This is a genomic window from Vibrio albus (genome assembly GCF_003144035.1).
GTDB classification, from domain to species: Bacteria; Pseudomonadota; Gammaproteobacteria; order Enterobacterales; family Vibrionaceae; genus Vibrio; species Vibrio albus.
In genome coordinates, this window is record NZ_QFWT01000005.1 from 21,708 (window position 1) to 38,317 (window position 16,610).

Annotated in this window: 16 protein-coding genes; 12 read left to right on the top strand and 4 right to left on the bottom strand. The window is 47.9% G+C overall.

The genetic code is table 11. The features are described 5' to 3' along the window. The first annotated feature begins 145 nt into the window (after positions 1-145). Complete coding sequence (locus DI392_RS10080; RefSeq protein WP_109319788.1) at positions 146-1,186, top strand: helix-turn-helix domain-containing protein; 1,041 nt, start codon at positions 146-148, stop codon at positions 1,184-1,186. Here DI392_RS10080 and DI392_RS10085 read toward each other — a convergent pair. After that, on the bottom strand, positions 1,183-2,085 hold the full coding sequence (locus tag DI392_RS10085) for a LysR family transcriptional regulator (RefSeq protein WP_109319789.1): 903 nt from the start codon (positions 2,083-2,085) through the stop codon (positions 1,183-1,185). The genes DI392_RS10080 and DI392_RS10085 overlap by 4 nt on opposite strands. A 167-nt stretch (positions 2,086-2,252) precedes the next feature. Between DI392_RS10085 and DI392_RS10090 the strand changes: the two genes are divergently transcribed. Together DI392_RS10090 and DI392_RS10095 are read left to right on the top strand one after the other, a co-directional pair. Beyond that, positions 2,253-3,254, top strand: a complete 1,002-nt coding sequence (locus tag DI392_RS10090; protein WP_109319790.1) for an NADP-dependent oxidoreductase — start codon at positions 2,253-2,255, stop codon at positions 3,252-3,254. Positions 3,255-3,449: 195 nt separating this feature from the next. Next, a complete protein-coding gene (locus tag DI392_RS10095; protein WP_109319791.1) occupies positions 3,450-4,784 on the top strand; it encodes a GGDEF domain-containing protein in 1,335 nt (444 codons plus the stop codon). A 21-nt stretch (positions 4,785-4,805) separates the two neighbouring features. On the opposite strand, the gene DI392_RS10100 is transcribed toward DI392_RS10095, so the two are convergent. Continuing rightward, positions 4,806-5,888: a mechanosensitive ion channel family protein gene (locus tag DI392_RS10100; RefSeq protein ID WP_109319792.1), complete on the bottom strand. Its 1,083-nt coding sequence runs from the start codon at positions 5,886-5,888 to the stop codon at positions 4,806-4,808. Between the two features lie 282 nt (positions 5,889-6,170). Here DI392_RS10100 and DI392_RS10105 point away from each other — a divergent pair, with 282 nt between their 5' ends. Further along, positions 6,171-7,505 (top strand): 6-phospho-beta-glucosidase, encoded by a 1,335-nt coding sequence (locus DI392_RS10105; RefSeq protein WP_109319793.1) that lies wholly within the window; start codon positions 6,171-6,173, stop codon positions 7,503-7,505. Between the two features lie 28 nt (positions 7,506-7,533). Here the strand turns inward: DI392_RS10105 and DI392_RS10110 are convergent, their stop codons facing one another. Both DI392_RS10110 and narQ read right to left on the bottom strand, forming a co-directional pair. Next, a complete protein-coding gene (locus DI392_RS10110; RefSeq protein ID WP_109319794.1) occupies positions 7,534-8,157 on the bottom strand; it encodes a response regulator in 624 nt (207 codons plus the stop codon). 13 nt (positions 8,158-8,170) lie between these two features. Next, a complete protein-coding gene (gene narQ / locus DI392_RS10115; protein WP_109319795.1) occupies positions 8,171-9,862 on the bottom strand; it encodes a nitrate/nitrite two-component system sensor histidine kinase NarQ in 1,692 nt (563 codons plus the stop codon). Between the two features lie 254 nt (positions 9,863-10,116). Between narQ and napF the strand changes: the two genes are divergently transcribed. The 8 genes from napF to DI392_RS10155 all read left to right on the top strand — a co-directional run bounded on the left by napF (position 10,117) and on the right by DI392_RS10155 (position 16,603). Then, positions 10,117-10,650 (top strand): ferredoxin-type protein NapF, encoded by a 534-nt coding sequence (napF, locus tag DI392_RS10120; RefSeq protein ID WP_425445688.1) that lies wholly within the window; start codon positions 10,117-10,119, stop codon positions 10,648-10,650. A gap of 18 nt (positions 10,651-10,668) precedes the next feature. Then, a complete protein-coding gene (locus tag DI392_RS10125) occupies positions 10,669-10,941 on the top strand; it encodes a chaperone NapD (RefSeq protein ID WP_109319797.1) in 273 nt (90 codons plus the stop codon). Further along, positions 10,928-13,414, top strand: coding sequence for a nitrate reductase catalytic subunit NapA (gene napA / locus DI392_RS10130; RefSeq protein ID WP_109319798.1), 2,487 nt, complete (start codon positions 10,928-10,930; stop codon positions 13,412-13,414). The genes DI392_RS10125 and napA overlap by 14 nt, the downstream gene beginning before the upstream one ends. Before the next feature lie 22 nt (positions 13,415-13,436). Beyond that, on the top strand, positions 13,437-14,222 hold the full coding sequence (napG, locus tag DI392_RS10135) for a ferredoxin-type protein NapG (protein ID WP_109319799.1): 786 nt from the start codon (positions 13,437-13,439) through the stop codon (positions 14,220-14,222). Beyond that, on the top strand, positions 14,222-15,097 hold the full coding sequence (gene napH / locus DI392_RS10140) for a quinol dehydrogenase ferredoxin subunit NapH (protein WP_109319800.1): 876 nt from the start codon (positions 14,222-14,224) through the stop codon (positions 15,095-15,097). Before napG ends, napH begins: the two co-directional genes overlap by 1 nt. Next, positions 15,087-15,521 (top strand): nitrate reductase cytochrome c-type subunit, encoded by a 435-nt coding sequence (locus DI392_RS10145; protein ID WP_109319801.1) that lies wholly within the window; start codon positions 15,087-15,089, stop codon positions 15,519-15,521. The genes napH and DI392_RS10145 overlap by 11 nt, the downstream gene beginning before the upstream one ends. An 8-nt stretch (positions 15,522-15,529) precedes the next feature. Beyond that, on the top strand, positions 15,530-16,111 hold the full coding sequence (locus DI392_RS10150; protein WP_109319802.1) for a NapC/NirT family cytochrome c: 582 nt from the start codon (positions 15,530-15,532) through the stop codon (positions 16,109-16,111). Between the two features lie 171 nt (positions 16,112-16,282). After that, the gene (locus tag DI392_RS10155; RefSeq protein WP_109319803.1) at positions 16,283-16,603 is read left to right on the top strand and encodes a hypothetical protein; all 321 of its coding nucleotides are present in this window, start codon (positions 16,283-16,285) and stop codon (positions 16,601-16,603) included. The last annotated feature ends 7 nt before the right edge of the window (positions 16,604-16,610 follow it).

A 16,610-nucleotide genomic window follows, 5' to 3' on the forward strand; every position in this document is an offset into this window, starting at 1 on the left:
CCTTGCTATGTTCTTATCGTGATCTGATGCCAGTAGCGATCCAGCGGAATAGCGTATTTGCGCATTTCTGAAATAATTTTATTTATCAGGTAGTTATTTATGTATTGCTATAAGGTGGTGCACCAAATATGGAAGAGTGTTGACGATGAAATTTCTTAATCTGCCTCATGAAGATAATTCATCTGCACCGATAAGGTGCAGATCGTACGCCTATGATGCAAGCCAGCAGGCGGAAAGTCTGGTGCGTTGGGAGCAGAGCTATGAACAACACAGTAACGGGGGCTTCTCTGGTTATCTGGATGAATTAAACCTGGGTGGAGTGCACCTGTTTGAAGAATTCACCAGTCAGGCGTTACTGCAGCACTGCTGTGTCAATGAGGACAGCATATGGATTGGCTTTTCCCAGCAGTGTCAGAGTCCACGAATTAACGCGAATCAACTGCAGCAAGGGCAGCTCATGGTTCGACCGTCCCACGTGGAATTTGAACTGGCCACCCCTTCTGATTTTCACATTTTTGGCCTGGTTCTGAACAAAAAGACAATCGCGGATGAGTTTACCGGTCTGGACTCAGACTTATGGCTGGGACATCCGGAAAACATACTGATCACCGATCCCCGTCCGCAGCTTAGCTATGAGCTGGCCAAGCTTATTCGTATGCTTCTGACCGACGACTCTCCATTAAACAACCATATTTCGGAAGTGGGCAGTCAGGCTCGTCTTCAACGCCTTAGACCACTTGTCACTTCAGCGATTACGGATCTACTGGCACAGATAACACCGCAGAATTTACAAAACCCGAAGGACATTCGTTCTGCCCGAATGGTGGTGATTGAGCGGATCCAGAAACATATTGAGCAAACGGGTGAGTACCCGCTAACGGTGAGTGAACTATGTCAGATAGCCTGCGTGAGCCGGAGAACATTACAATACGCTTTTGAACTAGGGCTCGGAACCACGCCGATACACTATATAAGAAACTGTCGGTTAAACTTAATCCGGTCGGCGCTTTTAGAAGAAGGAAACGAGAAGAGTATTTCCGATCTCGCCATTGAACATGGTTTTTACCACATCAGCTTGTTTAATCAGCATTATAAGCAGCTATTTGGCGAAACCCCCACACAAACCATTAACCGCTCCAATTCATATAGCAGGCGTATTATTTGTCGGGATATGACCCATCGTTAAGCATCTCCTAATCTATGGCGAATAAAATCGACTGCAGCCTGAATCTTGGGGTTATTGTAGGCCTGCTGGCGATAAAGCAGATAAACAGCATTGGTTTTGTCAGGAGATACACTGGTTGGCTGGTTAAGTGATAGCTCAACCAGCTGTCCTTCTTTAATTGCCTGTTTAACAGACCATCTTGGCAACATGGCAATGCCTTCTCCGGCTATCGCTTTTTGAATCAGCCAGGGGCCGGAGTTGGTTGCCAGTCGCTCTCTGGCACTCACTTCCTGCCAGTTATTATCAATATAACTCCACCACCTTATTGGTCCGTTCGCGGAGAGATAAAAGAGCCCGTGATGGCTCTTGATCTCTTCACTATTTTCCGGCTTACCATATTGAGAGAGGTAGCCTGGTGAGGCAACTGGGATAAACTCGTTACTCATTAGCTTAACGGCTACGATTCGCTCATCTGGTGCAAACCCGGCACGTATTGCGATATCTACGTTTCCATCGGGCACTTTCGTCAGAGTATCATTCAGATCCAGCCGAATGCGGACATTAGGATATTTCTCCTGAAACTCATCTATAACTGGAATCAGATAGGTTTGGCCAAAGCCTGTCACGCTGCTAATAAATAACGTACCAGAAGGCTCTTTCTGATAAGTCCGGATCAGTTCTTCTGAATCTTTCTCAAGTTGAGAAAGGCGTTTGACCTGCTGATAATATAGCTCACCTATTTCGGTCAGATTAATGTGCCGTGTGGTGCGATTAATCAGTTGAGCACCGAGTAACTTTTCCAGATCAGAGATCCGTCTTGATACGGAAGAAGCGGGTACTGAAAACTTTTTGGCGGCAGCGGAAAACCCGCCATATTCGACGGTCGCTATGAAATAGTGAATGGCTTTAAGCTTATCCATAATTGTTGTCTTTTTGACAAAAGTGATTCGCTATTTTACCTGTATATGGCAATAAAAATCTATGTGATACTCACCTTACATTGAAAAAGGGACGTTACTACAACGTTTTCTCTGTCGGTATCGTCGATACCATAACTGACTGTAAAATATAAAAAGGAGAGGAATATATGTCCGGATATAAAGAAGTGTTATTAGCTCAGCGACCAGAAACAAGCCGGGATATAGGCTCTCATCTATTCGAGATTCGTAAAAATGAAGAGATTTCTGCACAGCAGGGACAAATTGCTGTACAGGTCACTCACCTTTCGCTTGATCCTGCAATGTTAGGCTGGATGATGCCTGATGAAACCAGTTATATTCCGCCGGTAGCTCTGAACTCACGAATGCGTGGTCTGGGAATTGGAACGGTCATCGATTCAAAGAATGAGGCTTTCCAAGAGGGCGATACGGTGATGGGGATGTTTGGCTGGACAGAGTTAGCTATTTCGGACGGTCAGGGCGTGACAAAACTCAGTTCCGATATTAATCGGGAAATGGCACTTTCCATATTTGCATTGCCGGGATTAACGGCTACCCAAGGCTTTTTTAATGTTGGAAAACCAAAGCAGGGTGAAACGATTGTCGTCACAGGTGCGGCAGGTTCAGTCGGCTCTATTGTGGGTCAGTTGGCTAAAGCGGAAGGACTGCGCGTGATTGGCGTTGTAGGGTCTGAAGAGAAAGCGAACTGGATTGTTGACCAATTAGGTTTTGATGGTGCCGTAAACTATAAAAGTGATACAGCGGCGAAGCGACTTGAAGAGCTGACTCCCGATGGTGTTGATATTTTCTTTGAAAATACGGGCGGAGCTCTTCAGCAGCATGTTATTGACCAGATGAATGCTCATGGACGTGTTGTTGTGTGCGGTATGATTGCCGATTATCAGAGTGAAACCCCACGGCCAGGTCCAAACTGGATACCGGTGATAAAAAAACGCCTCACTATTCAGGGATTCACAATGCCCGATCACTTTGACCAAACTGAGCAGCTATTGGAAAAGCTCACACCATATGTGCTCGGGGGTAAAATTCAGTACCGGGCGCATGTTCTGAAAGGCTTGGAGAATGCGGTATCCGGGCTATCGCTTTTGTTTACCGGCGAAAACCGCGGGAAGTTAATGGTTGAGCTGTAACAGGTCTGACTTTTCGTTAACCTACGCTTTCTGTTGTGAAGTTGGACTGATCGACTGTGATTACTGTCATAATAATGAAAACTTTCTCTATATTGAATGCTGTTCATAATAATGCGGTAATATTTGTTCGGTATAACCTCTCATGGACGTTTCTATGAGAGGAGCCCTCCGGTGCTTCGGAGCGGTTAAAGGCTTTTGTACTACACGGGTATCAGGAAAAACGATTCTAAAACTGCAGGTCATGAGCTGAAATCACTACTGGTTATCTTTGCCGTTATTTTTTTAGTTAACACTCCTACGACTTATCTGGAAAATGCGCTTTACCCCTATATCTTCGACAAGATTAATGTTTGGGCATCGGTGTTTAAGCAAGAAAGTGAGCTGATAGGTGATTATGCGAGTTTAGTTAATAATGACATAGTGAAGCAGGAGTTTGTTGACAGTGATCAGGTTGGACATACCAACGATCTGATCGCTGTGATTCTGAGCTCCCGACGCGAAGGTTTTGTGGAGTCACTACAGTTACTGACCCTGGATGAATTTCATCAGGTATCCAGCCGTCTGGCGGCTAAAGTGGATCTTTTTTTCTACAATAATACGAACCTCGATCACCCGTTTGTTAGTCGGTTGAGTCAAGATCAGTTCAGCTTGTATTATCCTGTACTTCTGCACCAAGACATTGCGGGTTATCTGGCCGTTGGCATTGATAAAAGTAAGTTCAGTTATTCAACGTTTAAACGGGTTTTTTACCTTTCTGATGGTGGGGTTGTGACGGAAGGGCGCACTGCCTACCCACTGAAAGAGAATAACTGGGATGAACAGCTCTGGATTGAGCTGGATAAGGCCACTATCTATAAAGATTCCGGAATTATCGATTATCAGAACAAGCTGATCCTGTTTCATAAAGTCCCGGCAGTGGATGGGGACGGAGATGCCTACCTTATCTATTTCATCAGTCCGACAGAGAAATTTCTCTATTATCTGCCGAAAATTCTGACATTCTTTGTCTGCATACTGATGGTATCCACTTATATATATTACGAATTTTACAAGCGTTCCAGGCGGTTGGAAGATAAGGCTCATATAGACGAACTCTCCCGGCTGTATAACCGGGCTTATTACAATAAAATAAAACACAAATTTGTGAATACCGATTATTACCTGGGTATTTTAGATATCGACCATTTTAAGATGGTGAATGATCATTACGGGCATGCTGTCGGCGATGAAGTCATTCGTAAGGTGGGATCGTCTCTGAAGGAAGGGATCCGCCACCGTGATTATGCCTTTCGGGTGGGTGGAGAAGAGTTTGTCATTATTCTCAAGTGTGACTCTTATGAGCATGCTAAAGCCTGCTTTGAGCGGCTCAGAGAGAATATCGCATTCATTAATACTAAGCCGGCGATCACGGCTTCACTCGGTTTTACCCGCATGTCATATTCTGCGGATAAGGCATTTAAGATAGCCGATCAGCAGTTGTATAAGGCGAAAGACGGGGGCAGGGACCAGAGCAAGGGAATCCTGATCTGATCCTGCATCACCGGCTTTGAATTATTGCTGCTGAGGAAACGGAGCTTGTTCTACTTTCAGAGTCTGAGTCGGGAAAGCCACATCGGCGTTATGGTCGTGAATGATGTCCATCACTTTCAGAAGGACATCTTGTTTTACTTCGTGAAAATAAACCCAGTTCACCGTCTTGGTAAAGGTATAGATAAAGAAATCCAGTGAGGACGGACCAAAAGCATTGAAGTTGACGATCAGCGTTTGTCTGGCATCAATGTCCGGGTGCTGTTCAAGCATGCTTTTGACGTCACGGATAATGCCTTCCACTTTATGGGCATCGTCATAGCGTAAACCGATGGTTTCATAAATGCGACGGTTCAGCATTCTCGATGGGTTTTCTACTACAATGCTACTGAATACGGCGTTCGGTACATACAGAGGACGCTTATCAAAGGTGCGGATAATCGTCATTCGCCAGCCGATTCGCTCCACGGTTCCTTCTATTTCCCTGTCAGGTGAACGAACCCAGTCGCCCACCTTAAATGGTCGGTCAAAGTAGATCATCATTCCGCCAAAAAAGTTGGACAGCAGATCTTTTGCGGCAAGACCGACAATCAAACCACCCACCCCACCAAAGGTGAGCAGACCGGAAAGGCTAAGTCCCAGTGTCTGCATCGCAGACAGCAGACCCATGATCATAAACAGCAGACGGATTATCTTGGCGATAGCCTGGACTGTCGTTTCATCCCGGCGCTGTTCTTTCAGAACCTGCTCTTCCACGCTGGTGATCAGCCGAAGAATGATCCAGATAAAGATAAAAATAACCAGAAGGGTTTTGGTTGTGCTTAACCAGTCCAGAGAATGCTCTACGACATTCTCCAGCATCAGTCCGATAGATATCATGGCGGGCCAACACCAGATAAATGTGCTGACTGGGGTTTTTAGTGCACTGATCACGGCATTATCCCAGTGGAAGCTGGTTTTATCGGCAATACCTTCCAGTCTTGCACTCAGCATTTTCCAGCCTATCCATACCACAAAACTCAGGCCGGTGATGATCAGTACATCAACGCCCCAGGCCTGACTTTGTTGAGAGAGAAATGAATAAAACCGGGTAATGGGTGTGTCCATAGGTACCAGAACTCTGTGGTGATTAGTGATATAAAAGCTATCAGAAATGAGCGGGTTAGGCCAGATACAGAAAAAAGAATTCAGGTGCAAACAGATATGCAACAGGGACGGTGAAATATTGCACCATGGCACACTTTAATCTTCTTTATCAATAACGACAGGAATATTGAAAAATAACCGTCTATTCTCTTAGGGCACCATTATTAGGTAATTTTCTTTAAATAACCAAACATAACAAATAGGAAAATGAGCTAAATAGATAAATAACTGTAGAGGCAGAAAATGGACGGTTATCTTAAGTTAACTATAGTAGGTGGAGGTTCAAGTTATACGCCAGAGTTGATAGAAGGACTTCTCAAGCGAAAAAATGAGCTGCCAATAAAAGAAATATGGTTGGTGGATATAGAACAAGGCTGGAAAAAAGTCAGTATCATTTCTGCCTTAGCCAAGCGTATGATAAAAAGAGCCGGGGCTGATATTGACGTGTTTGTTTCTCTTGACCGGCGTAAAGCATTCGAAGGGGCGGATTTTATCTGTTCTCAGTTTCGTCCGGGAGGTCTGGAAGGGCGGCTCCGGGATATGCAGATTTCCAGCAAGTATGGCATGAGCGGGCAGGAGACCAATGGACTGGGTGGTTTCTCTAATACGGGCCGAACCTTACCCGTAATGCTTGAAATTTGCAGAGATATAGAGCAGTACTGTCCTAAGGCCTGGTTTATCAACCTGACCAATCCCACAGGTATTATGACCGAAGCTATTCTTCGTTATACCAGTGTCAAGGTGATTGGACTGTGCAATATTCCTATTATTATGGAGCGGGGCATCAATCGGTTGCTGAAGGCAGAGCCCGGAGAAGCTTTGATTCTGCTCGCCGGGCTGAATCACTTTATCTTCACGCGCAAGGTATTGCTGAACGGTGAAGATAAGCATGATCAGATACTGGACGAAATTCTGAAAGGAAATGAGAAATTAGTACCGGATAACACACCCTATCTTGAATGTTCTGAATCACTACAAGAGTCTTTAGGGAGCATCCCAACCGCTTATATGCGCCATTACTATATGATGGACGATATCATTACGAGGGAAAAAATAATCCGTAATAAGGCCGTTGCCGATGAGGCCGGGACATGCGGGGAGTCTATCCAGCAATTGGAAAAATATCTGTTTGATATCTATCGTGATCCCAATTTGGATGCTAAGCCTGATAATCTGGAAGCCTTGCAAGGGAACTACTATTCAGATGCGGCTTGCGAACTGATGGCATCTATCTATAACGACAAGCGAACGATCATGCATGTGACGACGCGCAACTGTGGTGCCATCAGTGGCTTGCCGGATAATAGTGCCGTAGAAGTCAGCTCTGTTATTACTAAGTCAGGCCCTTTACCATTAAATGTGCCGCCATTTCCGGAAGATATTATGCATCAGGTACTGCTGATGAAAGAGTATGAAAGCCTGATGATTGAGGCGGCCATGACCGGAAACATTAATGTAGCTCACAGGGCTCTGATCCTCAATCCGGTGGTTACGGCTGATGAGTTGCTGCAGGAAGCCCTGTTTGAAACCATAGAAGAAAACATCGAACTGATGCCGCAGTTTTCTCATTTGCTATAGGTTTTGTTGAGCATAGAGCCTGATCTGATTAGCCTTTATTTTCCAGATAAAGCACGGTCGCCGCGACTCTGGACTTGACTCTCAGCTTTTTCAGCAGGCTCTTGATATGCACTTTTACGGTTGATTCGGAAATAAACAGCCGATCCGCTATCTGCCGGTTACTTAAACCCAGTGCGACTTCTGCCAGTATTTCTTTTTCCCGCTCGGTCAGGCTGCTGAACAGATCGTCACCTTCATCTTCCCGGTTCAGGGTGTCGAGTACGGCTCTGCTGTAGGCGCTACCAGTGGTCATGGCCTGTTTGAGCAGCCAGACGAGCTCATCTGGTTCCGTATCTTTAAGAAGATACCCGTCGGCACCAGCTTCCACCAGAGCCCGTATGTCCTGACTGCTGTCAGAAACGGTCAGCACAATCACCGTCGCGGTAATTCCTTCCTCGCGGAGTGCTTTCAGGGTATCCAGTCCCGACATTCCCTTCATGTTGAGATCCAGCAGAATCATATCGGGTTCATTTTTACAGGCATAGGTAACGGCGTCAGCCCCATTGCCTGCCTCTGACACGACATTGAATTCATCTTCAAATGAAAGAAGCTGATTAATTCCCCGGCGTAACAGAGGGTGATCATCAACAATTAATACGTTCCAGCGGGTCATGAGTCTTCCTGTATTATTTTTGTAACGGGAAGAGTAACTGCACCTGGCAGCCTCCTCCTTCGATGCTGTTTACTTTTAACTGGCCTTCCAGCCTGTCCGCCCTTTCGGTCATAATGCCCAGGCCATAGTGATCTGTCTTTTCTACGTCGGTGCAGAAACCGACACCATTATCGGTAATAGTAACACTCGCTAAGCTATTTTGTTGCAAACAGTTGATAGTAATTCGGTTTGCTTTGGCATGTTTGATGGCATTCAGCACAGCTTCGCGGATAATTTGCAGGACATGAACCTGATGGTTGGCCCTGAGTGACACGGAGGCAAGCTGGTTATCCAGAATTAATTCTGCGTTTGTCTGTTCTGTGAGTGGATCCAGGAGTTCTTTCAGGGCTTCTCCAAAACTGGCATTGCCGACGGTTAACCGGAAGGTGCTGAGCAGCTCTCTCAACTGAGTATAGGTGTCACTAAGCTGCTGTTCGATGTCTTTAGCTGTGATGCTTGCCTGTTCCAGGTTCTCTTTAGCCAGACTACGATTGAGCAGGGTAGTCTGAATTTTCAGATAAGAGAGAGACTGGGCAATAGAATCGTGAAGTTCACGGGCAATGGTTGCGCGCTCTTCCATCAGAAGTAATTGCTGAGTCTGTTTTTGTGACCGGTTGTAATAGACTCCCCGGGCAAGGATTTGGGCGACATTTCTAATCAGCTGGATATCCGGACAAGGCAGAGAGTTCTGCCACTCCAGACGGCCCAGACTATCGTCATCCAGGCTCAGGCGCTCTTCATGCCACTCTTTTGTTAATGAAGGTGAACCGACTTCAATATCCCAATGTACGCCCGGTTCTTCTTCTACGACCATTCTGATGGCGGTCAGTCCTTCTGTGGCCAGAAGGCGCTGGAGGATATTACGGAAGTTATCTTCACCCAAGTAGCTGATGGAAAGTTCCTGAGAGCACCCATACAGCGTCTCCAGGGAACTCTTGGCATGTTCCAGCCGACGAGTTTTTTCCTGAACTTTAGATTCGAGTCCGGAATAGAGTTTTTCCAGTTCCGACGCCATGTTATTAAAAGCATTAGCGAGAATACCCAGTTCATTTTGCATTCCGTCTGTCAGTTTTACCCGAAAATTACCGGCCTGAACTTGTTTGCTGGCCATCACTAGCTGAGTCAATGGGTAAACCACTTTCCTCTGGGTATAAAAAATGGTGTAGAAGGCGATCATTAAGATAAGCGTAAATCCGAGCCCATAAGACAGGGTAAGCATCTCCAGTTTAAATTCAGAAAACGTTTGCAGCTCCAATACAAACTTATCTATCTGATTGACGAACTCGGCGATGTTGTCCAGGTAGAGCTGCTTGTCGTCTGATCTCAGGATCGGTTGCAGATCAAGCCAACGGGCCGTCAGACCATTGTAGTTGTCAATCAGGGACTGGGGAGTGATCCAACTGTTTATAGATTCGAGCGCTGGTGCATGAATAGATTGCTCATACTGAAGAAGGTGTGCATCAAACTGGTCTGATTCCGTCTCAATATCAAAGGCCAGCCGGTAGCTTTGCATCCTTAATGAACCCGCAATATTGATGGCCCCGGCATCATCCAGACTGGAGAATAAGGCGAATATAGTGACACCGGTCGTTGTCACCGATAACAGCAGAATAAAAGTCATCGCTCTTGCGATAGTTGTTGTGACTGATGTCTGAGGTTTTCGCACAGAATTCCCTATCTCTTTGCCATTAAATGAACATCCATTTAGTTAATGTTTAGATGTGTGAAGTCGACCAAGGTGAATAATTGATCTCGCTCAATATTGATGCCTGATTACCTATTAATAGGTATTTATACCTTTTTCTTGTTTCCTAGACTGACAATAAACCGAATCGGGTGCAGAAGCGAGTTTAGTTGCTGCAAAGCTTGGTCTGACCTTAACAACGTACCATTTTTAACTCAGATTGACTCGCTTTTTCAATGGCTACAACGTCATGTGGAATGACAGAGGAAAGACAGATAGATACTTCGCGACGCAGATTTTTTCGCCGTATGCCGGGAGCAAAGGTCCGGACTGAAGCACCGCACCGTATGCCCTGGACAGTCAGTGAGCAAGACTTTACCGAGGGATGTACCCGGTGTGGTAAGTGTGTTGAGGCGTGTGAAACGGCCATCATTATCACTGGAGACGGTGGGTTTCCCGAAGTGGATTTTCAGCGTGGGGAATGCACCTTTTGTGGTGTGTGTGCTGATGCTTGCCCTGTGCCGGTATTTGTCTCCCGCGAACAGTCTCCGTGGCAAAAGGTGGCGGAAATCGGAGAGAGTTGTCTGTCTTTTCAGAGTACGGAATGTCGCAGTTGCAGGGATATGTGTGAGTATTCTGCCATTCGCTTTCGTTTACAGGCCGGTAACGTTGCGCAGCCGGTGCTTGATGTTGATGAATGTTCCGGATGTGGTGCCTGTATTAAACCCTGCCCGGTAAATGCCATCACAATGAGTGACAACAATAACTAACAGAACTGGGGCAAATAGATGACTTATCACGTGAGCAGCCTTGCGGTACATGCCGTCGCTGACCAGTTAGAACAGGTTAAAGCGGCCATCGAGTCGATGGAAGGTACCGAGGTACCGGGTATGAGTGAGGCGGGAAAAATGGTTGTCGTTATAGAGGGTGACAGCAGAAACAGCCTGGCTGATACCTACGATTCAATAAAGCAGCTGCCGGGGGTATTAGCCGCGACCCTGGTATTCCACCAAATGGATGAGCAATGTGAGTTTGAGGAAGCGAAAAATGAATGTCAGTAGACGAACTTTCTTAAAAGCAAATGCAGCAGTCGCCGCCGCTTCGGTAACCGGAGTCACACTCCCGACATCGATAGCCCGGGCTGCCGGTAAAGATAGTGAAGTTCACTGGGATAAGGCACCGTGCCGCTTTTGCGGCACCGGGTGCAGTGTTCTGGTTGGTACACAAAATGGTCGTGTGGTGGCTTCACAAGGCGACCCGGACGCACCGGTAAACCGGGGCCTCAACTGTATCAAGGGGTATTTCCTGCCGAAGATCATGTATGGACAGGATCGCCTTACTCAGCCTCTTCTGCGTAAAACCGATGGTGTTTACGACAAAGAAGGGGAATTTACCCCGGTTAGCTGGGATGAAGCCTTCGATGTGATGGCGGATAAATTTAAACAGGCCCTGAAAGACAAGGGGCCGACCTCAGTGGGTATGTTTGGCTCCGGTCAGTGGACGGTATGGGAAGGCTATGCTGCCGCAAAACTGTATAAAGCCGGTTTCCGCTCCAATAATATCGACCCGAATGCGCGCCACTGCATGGCATCCGCTGTGGTTGGATTTGGCCGTACCTTTGGTATGGATGAACCGATGGGTTGCTACGATGATCTGGAATATGCCGACGCATTTGTGCTCTGGGGCTCCAATATGGCCGAAATGCACCCTATTTTATGGTCTCGCCTGACGGATCGGCGTTTGTCGGCAGAGCATGTCCGGGTCGCCGTTCTGTCTACCTTCGGTCACCGTTCCTATGAGCTGGCCGACAACCCTATTATCTTTAAGCCGCAAACCGATCTGGCGATTTTGAACTTCATTGCTCACTACATTATTTCCAACAATAAGGTGAACAAAGACTTTATGGCGAAACACGTCAATATCCGTGAAGGTGAAACCGATATTGGCTATGGCCTGCGTCCGACGCATCCGCTGGAAAAGGCAGCGAAAAATCCGGGCAGCAAAAAGTCTACACCAATGAGCTTTGACGATTATGCGAAGTTCGTTGCTAAATATGATCTGGAATACACCTCTAAGCTGTCTGGTGTGCCAGAGGACCAACTGGTTGAACTGGCCGAAATGTATGCGGATCCGAAAGTTAAAGTCTGTTCCTACTGGACGATGGGCTTTAACCAGCATACCCGTGGTGTCTGGGCGAATAATCTGGTGTATAACATTCACCTGCTGACGGGTAAGATCTCCAAGCCGGGCTGTGGTCCATTCTCTCTGACGGGGCAGCCCTCTGCCTGTGGTACCGCTCGTGAAGTCGGCACCTTTGCCCACCGTCTGCCTGCCGATATGGTGGTGATGAACCCTAAGCACCGCGAAATATGTGAAACCAAGTGGAATATCCCTGCGGGCACTATTCCGCCTAAGCCGGGTTATCACGCCGTGCTGCAGGACCGCATGCTGAAAGACCGCAAACTGAATGCTTACTGGGTGCAGTGTAATAACAATATGCAGGCCGGGCCGAATATCAACGAGGAACGTCTGCCGGGCTTCCGCGATCCGGCTAACTTTATTGTGGTATCTGACCCTTATCCTACCGTAACCGCCATTGAAGCCGATTTGATCCTGCCGACCGCTATGTGGGTGGAAAAAGAAGGGGCTTATGGTAATGCTGAACGCCGTACTCAGTTCTGGCGTCAGCAGGTGCAGGCTCCGGGAGAGGCGAAATCCGATTTGTGGCAACTGATGGAGTTCTCCAAACGCTTTACGGTTGAAGATGTCTGGCCACAGGATCTGATCGACAAGAAACCTGAGCTGGCAGGTAAGACGCTGTTTGAAGTGTTGTTCACCAATGGCGAAGTGAATAAATACAGTGTGGACGAACTGGCGGAAGGGCAGCTTAATGACGAGTCTAAGCACTTCGGCTTCTATGTACAGAAGGGCTTATTTGAGGAGTATGCCTATTTTGGCCGTGGACATGCGCATGACTTAGCGCCGTTCGATATGTACCACCAGGCTCGGGGTCTCCGCTGGCCGGTTGTGGATGGAAAAGAAACCCTGTGGCGTTACTCTGAAGGTTATGACCCTTATGTCAAAGAAGGGGAAGAGTTTGCCTTCTATGGTAAGCCGGATAAAAAAGCGGTGATCTTCGCTCTGCCTTACGAGCCACCGGCGGAATCTCCGGACGAGGAATATGACCTGTGGTTCTGTACCGGCCGTATTCTTGAGCACTGGCATACCGGCTCGATGACTCGCCGGGTCCCTGAGCTGTATCGCGCTTTCCCGGATGCGGTGATCTTTATGCACCCGAAAGATGCGAAAAAGCGGGGACTGCGCCGTGGTGACGCGATTAAAGTGCAATCCCGCCGCGGTGAACTGCTCAGCCGGGTGGAAACCCGTGGTCGTAACCGGGTGCCGGAAGGGCTGGTCTTCATGCCATTCTTTGATGCCGGCCAGTTGACCAACAAGCTGACGCTGGATGCCACGGACCCATTGTCGAAAGAGACCGACTTTAAGAAGTGTGCCGTTAAGGTCTCTAAAGTGTAGGGCGTAGTGGGGAGCGTGAAGAATGAAAATCAAACATTCTTTACCATCAGCAAGTCGGCGACGTTTCCTGCGGGACGCGGTAAGAACGACGGTCGGAGTGGGTGCAGCGACCTCCATTTTTGCCCTGCAGTCAGAGCAGAGTAAAGCGAGCGGCGGTTCCGGGGTGCCAATACGGCCACCGGGTGCATTGGGTGAAAATGAGTTTCTGAGTGCCTGTCTTCGCTGTGGTTTGTGTGTTCAGGCATGCCCATACGATACTCTGAAGCTGGCGACGATGCTGTCTCCTGTTGCAACGGGAACCCCATACTTTACGGCAAGGCAGATCCCTTGCGAGATGTGTGAGGATATTCCTTGTGTGGTGGCGTGTCCGAGTGGGGCACTGGATCCAAAACTGACCGATATTAACAACGCCAGAATGGGGACAGCAGTACTGATTGACCATGAAACCTGCCTGAACTGGCAAGGGCTGCGCTGTGATGTCTGTTACCGTATCTGTCCGCTGATCGATGAGGCGATTACTCTGGAGCCGGTGCATAACCAGCGTACCGGAGTCCATGCCAAATTTATCCCGACAGTCCATTCGGATGTCTGTACCGGATGCGGTAAGTGTGAGGAAGCCTGTGTGCTGGAAGAATCCGCAATCAAGGTGGTTCCGACCATTCTGGCAAAAGGCGAGCTAGGCCATCATTACCGTCTGGGCTGGGAAGAGAAACAGAAGCATGGGGGTGAAAGCCTGCTTCCGGACCAGCTTACCCTGCCGACACGGGCACCGATAGGTAATCCTGACGGTGTTAAGGGAGGTAAGTGATGACGCTGAAAGCGAAAAAAACCGTCAGGCACGCTCCTAAAGATGCCGGTAAAGAAGCCGCGAAAAAGTTTGGCTGGTGGCGGGCGAATCGGTTTCTGTTCCTTCGCCGGATAAGTCAGCTGTCGGTGGTAGGTTTGTTTATGGCCGGGCCAAGCTGGGGGATTTTGCAGGGAAACCTGTCATCCAGTGAGTTTCTGGGGGTGGTTCCGATGTCTGATCCTTTGCTGTTGATGCAGACGATCATGACCGGATTTTGGCCGGAAACAACGGCAATACTGGGTGGCGTTCTGGTGGCGGTGTTATACGCCGTAACCGGGCCAAGAGCATTTTGCGGCTGGGTATGCCCGCTGGGGATGGTGACGGATCTGGCCGCATGGCTGCGCAGAAAAACCGGTATCAGGTTCAGTTATCAGTGGTCACCGGTTATTCGCTATTGGCTTTTGCTTGCCATTCTGGTCGGCAGCGCGATATCCGGGTCGGTACTGTGGACATGGCTGGACCCTGTCGCAGCCCTGCACCGGGGACTTATTTTCGGTATGGGAGCCGGTTGGATACTGATTGTGTCGGTTTTCCTTATCGATCTTTTGCTGGTTGAACATGGCTGGTGCGGACATTTGTGTCCGTTAGGGGCAACTTACGGCGTTATCGGGCGTTATAGCATGATGCGTGTGGTGGCTGTCAGGCGTGAAGACTGTCATGACTGTATGGACTGTTTCAATGTTTGCCCGGAGCCAAAGATCTTAAGACAGCCGTTAAAACAGGGTGACCGACGGGTGATGAGTCAGGATTGCACAAGTTGTGGTCGCTGTATTGATGTGTGTTCGGAGAAGGTATTCGAATTTAGAACAAGAACTGGAGCTAAACATGAAGAATAAGTTTGTCGTGTCTGCACTGCTGGCCGCACTGGTAAGTACCGCGGCAATCGCTGAGGTTAACTCACTTCGTGGAGATATAGGTACCGGAGAGGGTAATGAAGTGGAAGCGGTGAAAAAAATCCCTCATAGCCAGGAAAGATTAGGGCTGGATTATGTGAATCAGCCACCGCTGATCCCGCATTCTACCGATCAGGTTCAGCTTAACCCCAGCAATAATGGCTGTCTGGAATGCCATGATGTGAATACTTACCGAAAAGCCAATGCGCCTCGTGTGAGTCCTACGCATTATATGGACAGGGATAATAAAATACTGGCTGAAGTCGCACCACGCCGCTATTTCTGCTTACAGTGTCACGTTACCCAGGTGGATGCTAAGCCTTTGGTTGAAAATGAATTTATACCAGCAGGTAAGTTTGGTGAATAGGGGGTGTTATGGAGTGGATTAAACGCCTCTGGGCGTGGCTGAAAAAGCCGAGCCATATGGCTCTCGGGGTATTGCTGGCGATCGGTTTTGGTGTCGGTGCTTTTTTTGTGATCGGTTTTAACACCACAATGGCATTGTCCAATACGGAAGAGTTCTGTATTAGCTGTCATGAAATGGAACAGAACGTATATCAGGAATACATGGAAACCGTGCATTACACAAACCGTACCGGTGTGCGGGCAACCTGCCCGGACTGTCATGTACCCCATGAATTTGTCCCTAAGATGATCCGTAAAATTCAGGCCAGCAAAGAATTATACGGCAAAATTTTTGGAATCATTGATACGCCGAAAAAGTTTGAAGAGCACAGGTTTGAGATGGCGTCTAACGAATGGGCCAGGATGAAGGCCAATGATTCACAGGAATGCCGGAACTGTCATAACTTTGAATATATGGACTTTGTGAAACAGAAACCGGTCGCCGCCGAGATACATGATAAGGCCGAGGAACTGGGGCAGACCTGTATTGACTGTCACAAGGGTATTGCACATAGATTGCCTAAGGATCATGCGATAAGTAAGGAACTGTAAGCAAACTCTGATAAACCGCAATGTACCGATACCCGGCTGATAGTCGGGTATTTTTTTACATAAAACGACCCTCTTGGTGCCTATGTTTGAGACATGCTGGTACACGTATTAGAGCTATAATAAGGGTAAGAGCGTGGCGTTCACGCGCAAAGGGAAACCGTTGAGGGTGTTATGGCTGTTGTTCGTAAGCATTTTGAGCTGGGTCATAAATATGAACCGGAAAAAGAACTGACGACTGAGCAGCGTCAGCGCTTTTCTGATGTTGCCAATAAAGCAGAGGCTCGCCGGGAACAACGTGAAATTTATGAATCTATCCTGCACCCGGAGAAAGCCAGAGCGGCTAAAGCCAGCAAGCTGAATTCACTGAAGCAGCGTGTGAAGTCCAGAGTAACCGGTCCTCGTAAGAGACGTATCGTGACATTCAGAATGGTGATCTGGCTGTTTGTCCTCTGGGCTTTCTGGCTCTGGGTTATGCTGATGTTCCCTGTCTGATTACGGT

Coding starts and splice junctions, on each gene's coding strand:
- DI392_RS10080 (WP_109319788.1), top strand. CDS start 146: ATGAAATTTCTTAATCTGCCTCATGAAGATAATTCATCTGCACCGATA.
- DI392_RS10085 (WP_109319789.1), bottom strand. CDS start 2,085: ATGGATAAGCTTAAAGCCATTCACTATTTCATAGCGACCGTCGAATAT.
- DI392_RS10090 (WP_109319790.1), top strand. CDS start 2,253: ATGTCCGGATATAAAGAAGTGTTATTAGCTCAGCGACCAGAAACAAGC.
- DI392_RS10100 (WP_109319792.1), bottom strand. CDS start 5,888: ATGGACACACCCATTACCCGGTTTTATTCATTTCTCTCTCAACAAAGT.
- DI392_RS10105 (WP_109319793.1), top strand. CDS start 6,171: ATGGACGGTTATCTTAAGTTAACTATAGTAGGTGGAGGTTCAAGTTAT.
- DI392_RS10110 (WP_109319794.1), bottom strand. CDS start 8,157: ATGACCCGCTGGAACGTATTAATTGTTGATGATCACCCTCTGTTACGC.
- napF (WP_425445688.1), top strand. CDS start 10,117: ATGGCTACAACGTCATGTGGAATGACAGAGGAAAGACAGATAGATACT.
- DI392_RS10125 (WP_109319797.1), top strand. CDS start 10,669: ATGACTTATCACGTGAGCAGCCTTGCGGTACATGCCGTCGCTGACCAG.
- napA (WP_109319798.1), top strand. CDS start 10,928: ATGAATGTCAGTAGACGAACTTTCTTAAAAGCAAATGCAGCAGTCGCC.
- napG (WP_109319799.1), top strand. CDS start 13,437: ATGAAAATCAAACATTCTTTACCATCAGCAAGTCGGCGACGTTTCCTG.
- napH (WP_109319800.1), top strand. CDS start 14,222: ATGACGCTGAAAGCGAAAAAAACCGTCAGGCACGCTCCTAAAGATGCC.
- DI392_RS10145 (WP_109319801.1), top strand. CDS start 15,087: ATGAAGAATAAGTTTGTCGTGTCTGCACTGCTGGCCGCACTGGTAAGT.
- DI392_RS10150 (WP_109319802.1), top strand. CDS start 15,530: ATGGAGTGGATTAAACGCCTCTGGGCGTGGCTGAAAAAGCCGAGCCAT.
- DI392_RS10155 (WP_109319803.1), top strand. CDS start 16,283: ATGGCTGTTGTTCGTAAGCATTTTGAGCTGGGTCATAAATATGAACCG.